The organism is Stenotrophomonas veracruzanensis, from assembly GCF_032911525.1.
In the GTDB taxonomy this organism is placed as follows: Bacteria; Pseudomonadota; Gammaproteobacteria; order Xanthomonadales; family Xanthomonadaceae; genus Stenotrophomonas; species Stenotrophomonas africana.
In genome coordinates this window covers 62831-71757 of record NZ_JAWJTI010000018.1, presented here as the reverse complement: position 1 = coordinate 71757, position 8927 = coordinate 62831, and the positions used below count along the sequence as shown (strand labels likewise).

Genomic DNA, 8927 nt, shown 5'->3' with positions numbered 1-8927 from the left:
CGCGGCCAAGCCCCCAAGGACGGGTTTACGGCGTCCCCCGCAACCGGACCCACCCGGCCACCCCTCAGGAAGCCAGCTTTTGACGTTGACGTTGCCTCTGCGGGTGCAGGGCCGCAGGCCCTGCCGCTACCCCTCTTCCCGCCGTCCGCGCAGGATGTCCCGGAACCATTGCCGGTGATGTTTGTACGCCCACCCATAGGTCACCTTGCCCTGGGTCATCGCCCGCACCGAGCCCTTGATCCAGAGCGCTGCGTAGATGTGCACCACGATCGCGCAGATCAACACCCAGCCGAACAGCGCATGGGCAAGTACCGAGAAGCGGATCACCCCGATCGGGAAGAAGTGGCTGAAATACTGCCGCCAGACCACGAAGCCGGTCAGCAGCAGCGCCGACAGGCAGCCGATGATGGCCCAGAACAGCAGCTTCTGGCCCGCATTGAAACGGCCCACCGGCGGCAGCTTCTCATCCTCGTTGCGCAGCACATCGCGCATGCCGCGCATCCACGCGCGATCGTCAGCGGTCGGCAGATTGTCGCGCCACATGCGGAACGCCAGCAGTGCAAAGCCCACCACCATGGCCAAGCCGATGAACGGGTGCAGGATGCGCGTCCACGGTCCACCGCCGAACAGCTGGGTCAGCGGAAACAGGGCAGGGTGGAACAGGGCCAACCCGGACAAGGCGGTCAGCACGAAGCAGATCGCCACGATCCAGTGGTTGATGCGGGTCGGCGCACGGTAGCGGATGATCTGGCGCGGGTGCGGGGCGTACTTCATGGCCGCTGCTCCTCTTCGATCTTCTTCGCCTCGTGTTCGGCTTCCTCTTCTTCCTCGTCATTGACCGTGTTGCGGCCGATGCCGATGTAATGCAGGAACCCGGCGAAGGCGGTGGCGGCGATCGCCAGCACGCCCAGCGGTTTGGCGACGCCCTTCCAGACTTCCACCATCGGGCTGATGCGCGGGTCCTTGGGCAGGTCGGCGTACAGCTCGGGCTTGTCCACGTGCTGCAGCACATACATCACATGAGTGCCGCCCACGCCCTGCGGGTCGTACAGACCGGCGTTCTCGTAGCCACGCGATTTCAGGTCTTCCACGCGCCCGGCCGCATGCTCGGTCATCGCCTGCTTGCTGCCGAAGGTGATCGCACCGGTCGGGCAGGTCTTCACGCAGGCCGGTTCCTGGCCCACCGCCACCCGGTCCGAACACAGCGTGCACTTGTAGGCCTTGTGGTCCTTCTTGGAAATGCGCGGCACGTCGAACGGGCAGCCGGTCACGCAGTAGCCGCAGCCGATGCAGTTCTCTTCCTGGAAGTCGACGATGCCGTTGGCGTACTGGATGATCGCGCCCGGCGACGGGCAGGCCTTCAGGCATCCCGGGTCGGCGCAGTGCATGCAGCCTTCCTTGCGGATCAGCCACTCCAGCTTGCCTTTCTCGTCCTCGTACTCGCGGAACTTCATCACCGTCCACGACTGGTCGCTCAGGTCGGGCGGGTTGTCGTAGCTGCCAACGCAGCTGCCGACCTCGTCGCGCAGGTCGTTCCACTCCATGCAGGCGACCTGGCAGGCCTTGCAGCCGATGCACTTGCTCACATCGATCAGCTTGGCGACCTGGCCGGTGTGCGCACCACGCGCCTCCGGTGAGGGCGTGGTGGTGGCCGAGCGGCGGATGATATCCAGGGATTGCAGTGACATGGCGTGTCTCCTACACCTTCTCGACCTTGACCAGGATGCACTTCGATTCGGGCGTCTGCGAGTTGCCGTCACCGATGGCGTTGGTCAGCGTATTGGCGATGTATCCGGGCTTGGCCGCACCGAGGAAACCCCAGTGGATCGGCACGCCCACCTGGTGCACGGTTTTGCCATCAATCTGCAGGGCTTTGATGCGCTTGGTCACCATCGCCACCGCTTCGATGTGGCCGCGCTTGGAGCTGACGCGCACGCGGCTGCCGTTGTTGATGCCCAGCTCGTCGGCCAGGGCAGCGCCGATCTCGACGAACTGCTCGGGCTGGATGATGGCGTTGAGCTTGCCGTGCTTGGTCCAGAAGTGGAAATGCTCGGTCAGGCGGTAGGTGGTGGCCACATGCGGGAACTCGTCCGGTGAGCCGATCTGTGCGCGATCGCTGGCGAACACGCGTGCCGCCGGGTTGTTCAGCGTCAGTGCCTGCCCCGGGCTGAGCGGATTGCTGCGCAGCGGTGTATCGAAGGGTTCGTAGTGTTCCGGGAACGGGCCTTCGGCCATGCCGGCCTTGGCGAAGAAGCGGGCGATGCCCTCCGGGTTCATGATGAACGGGCCCATCCCACCGGCGGGATCTTCGTCGGCCTTGAAGTCCGGCACGTCCACGCTGCCCCAGTTCTTGCCGTTCCAGGCCAGCAGCGTGCGGCGGGGATCGAACGGTTGGCCGGCCACGTCGCACGAGGCGCGGTTGTACATCACCCGGCGGTTGGCCGGCCACGCCCAGGCCCAGCCCAGCGTGTTGCCGATGCCGGTGGGGTCGCTGTTGTCGCGCCGCGCCATCATGTTGCCGGTCGGGCCCCAGGCGCCGATATAGATCCAGCAGCCGGAGGCGGTGCTGCCGTCGTCGCGCAGGTCGCCGAATGCGGCCAGCTGCTCGCCGGCCTTGCGCACCAGCTTGGTCGGGTCCTTCGGATCGAACACGTCGGCCAGCGCCTTGCCGTTGTATTCCATCGCGAGTTCTTCCGGCGTCGGCAGCTCCGGATTGGAATACTTCCACGCCAGGTCGCGCACCGGCTCCCACCACGCACCGCCGTCCTTCTCGTACATCGCTTTGATGCGATGGAACAGCTCGGACATGATCTCGATGTCGCTGCGCGCTTCTCCCGGCGGATTGGCACCCTTCCAGTGCCACTGCAGCCAGCGCGAGGAGTTCACCACGGCGCCGTTTTCCTCGGCGAATGACGTGGTCGGCAGGCGGAACACCTCGGTCTGGATCGTGCTCGGGTCGACATCGTTCAACGCACCGTGGTTCTGCCAGAAGGCGATGGTCTCGGTTTCCAGCGGGTCCATGCTGACCATGAACTTCAGCTTGGAGAACGCGCTGATCAGCTTGCCCTTGTTCGGCGCCGAGGCCAGCGGATTGAAGCCCTGGCAGATGTAGCCATGGATCTTGCCTTCATTCATCAGCTCGTACGCCTGCAGCATGTCGTACGGCTTGTCGAGCTTGGGCAGGTGGTCGAAGCACCAGTTGTTGTCGGCGGTGGCGGCATCGCCCCACCACGACTTCATCAGGCTGACGTGGAACTTCGGGTAGTTCTGCCAGAACGACATCTGGTTGGCGCGCAACGGCTTCTGCGTGCGCTTGGCGATGTAGGCCTCGTAGTCCTGCTCGTCCTGTTTCGGCAGCGTCAGGTAGCCGGGCAGCAGGTCCGACATCAGGCCGATGTCGGTCAGGCCCTGGATGTTGGAATGTCCGCGCAAGGCGTTCATGCCACCACCGGCCACGCCGATGTTGCCCAGCAGCAGCTGCACCATGGTGCCGGCACGCACGTTCTGCGCGCCGATCGAGTGCTGCGTCCAGCCCAGCGCGTACAGGATGGTCATCGCCTTGTCCTTGCCGGCGGTGGACGCGATCATGTCCCAGATCTGGAGGATGCTGTCGGCCGGCGTGCCGCAGATGCGTTCGACCATTTCCACCGTATAGCGCGCATAGTGCTGCTTGAGCAGGTTGTAGACGCAGCGCGGGTCCTTCAGCGTCGGGTCGCTGCGCACGAAGCCATCGTCACCGTAGGCGTAGTCCCAGCTGGAGCGGTCGTAGCTGCGCTTCTCTTCGTTGTAGCCCGAATACAGGCCGTCCTTGAAGGCGAACTCGTCCTTCACCAGGAACGACATGTCGGTGTAGTTCAGCACGTACTCGTGCTGGATGCGGTCCTCGGTCAACAGGTAGTTGATCAGCCCGCCCAGGAACACGATGTCGGTACCGGTGCGGATCGGCGCGTACACATCGGCCACCGCAGCCGAGCGGTTGAAGCGCGGATCGACCACGATCAGCCGGGCCTTGTTGTGTGCCTTGGCCTCGGTCACCCATTTGAACCCGCACGGGTGTGCCTCGGCGGCATTGCCACCCATGATCAGGATCAGGTCGGCATTCTTGATGTCGACCCAGTGATTCGTCATCGCACCACGGCCTAGCGTCGGGGCAAGACCTGCCACCGTCGGGCCGTGTCAGACACGTGCCTGGTTGTCGAATGCCAGCATGCCAAGGGAGCGGACGACCTTGTGGGTCAGCACCGCGGTTTCATTGCTGGTGGCCGAGGCGGCCAGCATGCCGGTGGTCAGCCAGCGGTTGACCGTCTGCCCGGCTTCGTTCTTCTGCACGAAGTTGGCATCGCGGTCTTCCTTCATCAGCCGCGCGATGCGGTCCAGCGCATCGTCCCAGCTCAGCCGCTTCCACTCGTTCGAGCCCGGCGCGCGGTACTCGGGGTAGAGCAGGCGCGACTTGCTGTGGATGATGTCGGCCAGGCCGGCGCCCTTCGGGCACAGCGTGCCGCGGTTCACCGGATGGTCCGGGTCGCCCTCGATATGGAAGATGCTCGGCTCGGCGTTCTTGGCGCCATCGCCGAGGCTGTACATCAGGATGCCGCAGGCCACCGAACAGTAGGTACAGGTGTTGCGGGTCTCGGTCGCACGGGTCAGCTTGTACTGCCTGACCTCCGCGAGCGCGATGCCGGGCGCGAAGCCCATCAATGCCAGACTGGAGCCGACCAGGGTTGTCCCGGTCACTTTCAGGAACTGGCGGCGGCTCATCGATGGCATGCCGTTCTCCTGGGATGGCGGGGAGGCGCTGGCCTCCGGGCTGTCGTTGGGTACGGCCCGGTTATAGCACAGGCCCCCGCACGCCCATGTGGCACAAGGCGCGGCGCCTGCCGGGCGGGCGCGTAACGGGGCCGCTCTGGTAAAGTTGCGTGCCCGCACCCCGGGGAAGCGTCTGCCGGGCCTGGTTCCAGGATGTTCCGCGCAGCCCCCGCCGTCCTGGCGCGATCCTCCGCGCCGGAGCTGGAACATCGAGGAAAAATTTTGCGAAATCAACCCGTTGGATCCCCCGCATGAGCGCCCCGTCGAAGCCGTCGGACGCCGTTGCGCGCGGCACGCTGTACATCGTTGCCGCCCCGTCCGGCGCCGGCAAGAGCAGCATCGTCAATGCCACCCTGGCGCGTGACCCGCAGATCGCCCTGTCGATCTCCTTCACCTCGCGCGCGATGCGTCCGGGTGAAGTGAACGGCCAGCACTACCATTTCGTCAGCGCCGAGAAGTTCGAGGAAATGATCGCCGCAGGCGACTTCTTCGAGCATGCCTGGGTGCACGGCGACTGGAAGGGCACCGCCCGCCAGTCTGTGGAACCGCAGCTGGCCGCCGGGCAGGACGTGCTGCTGGAAATCGACTGGCAGGGCGCGCAGCAGGTGCGCCAGCTGGTGCCGGGCACGGTCACCGTGTTCATCCTGCCGCCGTCCAAGCAGGCCCTGCAGGACCGCATGCGCAAGCGCGGCCAGGACAGCGAGGCGGTCATCGCCCAGCGCCTCGGCGCGGCCCGTGACGAGATGCTGCACTTCAACGAGTTCGACTACGTCATCGTCAACGAGGTGTTCGACACCGCCGTGGACGAGCTGTGCGCCATCTTCACCGCCAGCCGCCTGCGCCGGGAGGCCCAGAAGGTCCGCCACGCCGGCCTGATCCAGGCCCTGTTGACCCCCGATCCGGGCGCAACTGACTGATTCCAAAAGAATCGGGTGGGGGTTGGCTTGATTTTGTCCAGCCCCTGCCAGTACACTCCGTCCCCTTTCCCTCATTCGACTGAGCGGCCGACCGGTCGCCGGGAGCCCGTATGGCCCGCATCACCGTAGAAGATTGCCTGGAAGTCGTTAACAACCGTTTCGAACTGGTCATGATGGCTTCCAAGCGTGCCCGCCAGCTCGCCAACGGCGTGCAGGCCACGCTGGACAACAGCGAGACCGAGGACAAGCCGACCGTGCTGGCGCTGCGCGAAATCGCCGCCCGCAAGATCGACAACGCGCTGATCGACGAAGTCGAGAAGGCCGAGCGTGAGCGCGCCGAGCGTGAAGCGCTGGAGTGGGCTGCCGCGGAAGTGGTCGCCGACGAAGACATGTCCAAGAACGACGATTGATCGCATCGATCAACGTAATCGTTGGATGTGCCGAACAGCCCGCCCCGTGCGGGCTGTTTCGCATTCAGGATTTGCCGTAAACGTCGCGCTGGAATAGGCTTCGGGCATGAACCCAGGCCCCACTGCCAAGGTCGCCGCAGCCCCCGCTGCCGCCGTACCCGACTACGTCCTCCAGCTTGAACGCGCCGCCCATTACCTGCCGCCGGAACAGCTGCCGCTGTTGCGCCGCGCCTGGGAAGTCGGAGCCGCCGCGCACGCCGGGCAGACGCGCAAGTCGGGCGAGCCCTATATCACCCATCCGGTGGCCGTGGCCCAGGTGCTGGCTGAGCTGGGCCTGGACGTGGAAGCGCTGATCGCCGCGATCCTGCACGACACCATCGAAGACACCCCGCTGACCCGTGAGGCGCTGGCCGCCGAGTTCGGCGAAGCCGTGGCCGAACTGGTCGACGGCGTGACCAAGCTGGACAAGCTGAAGTTCCGCGACCGCCAGGAAGCGGCCGCCGAGAGCTTCCGCAAGATGCTGCTGGCGATGTCGCGCGACCTGCGCGTGATCATGATCAAGCTGGCTGACCGCCTGCACAACATGCGCACGCTGGGCGCGCAGAGCCGCGAAGCGCGCGGCCGCATCGCCCGCGAGACGCTGGAGATCTACGCGCCCATCGCTCAGCGCCTGGGCATGAGCCTGGTCAAGAGCGAGCTGCAGAACCTGGGCTTCAAGGCGCTGTACCCGTGGCGCCACGCCATCATCGAAAAACACATCCGCAGCCAGCCGGTGGTGCGCCGCGAAGCGATGGCGCAGGTGGAAGTGCAGCTGTCGCAGCGGCTGGCGAAAGAGGGCATCGAGCACCGCCTGGTCAGCCGCATCAAGACCCCGTGGAGCATCTACAACAAGATGCGTGACGAGAACAAGTCCTTCGACCAGGTGATGGACGTGTTCGGCTTCCGCCTGGTCGTGCGCAGCGTGCCCAGCTGTTACCACGCGCTGGGTTCGGTGCACGCCACGTTCAAACCCTTGGATGGCCGCTTCCGCGATTTCATCGCCATTCCCAAGGCCAACGGTTACCAGTCGCTGCACACCGTGCTGTTCGGGCCCTACGGCTCGCCGATCGAAGTGCAGATCCGTACCGAGGAAATGGACCTGATCGCCGAACGCGGCGTGGCCGCGCACTGGACCTACAAGTTCGGTGGCGATTCGCCCAACAGCGCGCAGAGCCGCGCCCACGCCTGGATCGTCGAACTGATCGACTCGCAGCGCGCTGCCGGTTCGTCGCTGGAGTTCCTCGACAACGTCAAGGTCGACCTGTTCCCGGACGAGGTCTATCTGTTCACGCCGAAGGGCAAGATCCTGGCCCTGCCGCGCAATTCCACAGCGCTCGATTTCGCCTACGCCGTGCATACCGATGTCGGCAACATGGCGGTGGCCTCGCGCGTGGACAAGAAACTGGTGCCACTGCGCACCAAGCTGGTGTCGGGGCAGTCGGTGGAGATCATCACCGCCCGCTCGGCCACGCCGAAACCGCAGTGGCTGGAATTCGTGGTCACCAGCAAGGCGCGCACCGCCATCCGCCACCAGCTCAAGCAGCTGGAGCACGAAGACGCCGTGCAGCTGGGCCACCGCATGCTCGACCGTGCGCTGGAAGCGATGGATTCGTCGCTGGAGCGGCTGCCGAAGGGACGCCTGGATGCGTTCCTCACCGAGCATCGTTTCCCGCGCCTGGAGGCGCTGCTGGCCGAGGTCGCGCTGGGCAACTGGATGCCGACCCAGGCCGCGCAGGCACTGATGGCCTACGCCGAACTGCGTGGCGGCCCGCACTCGCGCCACCATTCGCAGGAAAAGATCCTGATCAACGGCAGCGAGCGCGGCGTGGTCACCTTCGCCGGCTGCTGCCAGCCGATTCCCGGCGACGAGATCATGGGCTACCACACCGCCGGCAAGGGCATCGTGGTGCACCGCATGGACTGCCCGAACCTGGCCGAGCTGCGCAAGTCGCCCGAGCGCTGGGTGCCGATCGGCTGGGATACCACCGTCTCCGGCGACTACGACACCTCGCTGGTGGTGGAAGTGGAGAACGGCACCGGCGTGCTGGCGCAGCTGGCCGCCGCCATTGCGCAGAGCCATTCCAACATCGAGCGCGTGGACTACCTGGACCGCGACTTCAACGCCGCCGTGCTGGCGTTCAACATCCAGGTGCGCGACCGCAACCACCTGGCCGAGGTGATGCGCCGCCTGCGCCGCCTGTCGGTCGTGCAAGCGGTGCGCCGGCAATAACGCGACCCCGGTAGTGCCGGCCGCTGGCCGGCAACCGTGTGGATCCTCGGTTGCATCGCGCACTTGCCGGCCAGCGGCCGGCACTACCGGGTTGCTACAATCACCGCTCTGTTTTCCCCCAAGCACCGGAGCGACCCATGTCCCGCCAGATCATCAACACCGAAAAGGCTCCCGCCGCCATCGGCCCGTACTCGCAGGCCGTGCGCGCCGGCAACACCGTGTACTTCTCCGGCCAGATCCCGCTCGACCCGGCTACCGGCGACATCGTCGGCGCCGGTGACGTCGAAGCGCAGGCCCGCCGCGCCTTTGACAACCTCAAGGCTGTGGCTGAAGCCGCTGGCGGCTCGCTGGACAAGGTCGTGCGCCTCGGCCTGTACCTGACCGATCTGGGCGAGTTCGCCAAGGTCAATGCGGTCATGCAGGACTACTTCCAGGCCCCGTACCCGGCCCGTTCCACCATCGAAGTCTCCGGCCTGCCGAAGGGCGCCAACTTCGAGGTCGACGCGGTGATGGTCATCGACTGAC

The 8927-nt window shown here is 65.7% G+C and carries 7 protein-coding genes; 4 read left to right on the top strand and 3 right to left on the bottom strand.

The window, feature by feature from the left end; translation table 11 throughout:
- Window positions 1–126 precede the first annotated feature (126 nt).
- Genes R1H25_RS12755 through fdnG form a run of 3 tightly spaced genes read right to left on the bottom strand, consistent with a single transcriptional unit; the run spans window position 127 to window position 4767 of the window.
- On the bottom strand, window positions 127–774 hold the full coding sequence (locus R1H25_RS12755; protein ID WP_088480034.1) for a formate dehydrogenase subunit gamma: 648 nt from the start codon (window positions 772–774) through the stop codon (window positions 127–129).
- Window positions 771–1688, bottom strand: a complete 918-nt coding sequence (fdxH, locus tag R1H25_RS12750) for a formate dehydrogenase subunit beta (protein ID WP_006389637.1) — start codon at window positions 1686–1688, stop codon at window positions 771–773. The genes R1H25_RS12755 and fdxH overlap by 4 nt, the downstream gene beginning before the upstream one ends.
- 10 nt (window positions 1689–1698) lie before the next feature.
- Window positions 1699–4767 (bottom strand): formate dehydrogenase-N subunit alpha, encoded by a 3069-nt coding sequence (fdnG, locus tag R1H25_RS12745; RefSeq protein ID WP_317223756.1) that lies wholly within the window; start codon window positions 4765–4767, stop codon window positions 1699–1701.
- A gap of 290 nt (window positions 4768–5057) precedes the next feature.
- On the opposite strand from fdnG, the gene gmk reads away from it, so the two are divergent.
- From gmk to R1H25_RS12725, 4 genes are all read left to right on the top strand, one after another.
- Window positions 5058–5723: a guanylate kinase gene (gmk, locus tag R1H25_RS12740; RefSeq protein ID WP_014038334.1), complete on the top strand. Its 666-nt coding sequence runs from the start codon at window positions 5058–5060 to the stop codon at window positions 5721–5723.
- A 110-nt stretch (window positions 5724–5833) separates the two neighbouring features.
- Window positions 5834–6133 carry a DNA-directed RNA polymerase subunit omega gene (rpoZ, locus tag R1H25_RS12735; protein WP_005410877.1) on the top strand — a complete coding sequence of 100 codons (300 nt, stop codon included), beginning with the start codon at window positions 5834–5836 and terminating at the stop codon, window positions 6131–6133.
- 106 nt (window positions 6134–6239) lie between these two features.
- Complete coding sequence (locus R1H25_RS12730; RefSeq protein WP_057499641.1) at window positions 6240–8402, top strand: bifunctional (p)ppGpp synthetase/guanosine-3',5'-bis(diphosphate) 3'-pyrophosphohydrolase; 2163 nt, start codon at window positions 6240–6242, stop codon at window positions 8400–8402.
- A gap of 137 nt (window positions 8403–8539) precedes the next feature.
- Window positions 8540–8926, top strand: coding sequence for a RidA family protein (locus R1H25_RS12725; protein ID WP_005410875.1), 387 nt, complete (start codon window positions 8540–8542; stop codon window positions 8924–8926).
- The last annotated feature ends 1 nt before the right edge of the window (window position 8927 follow it).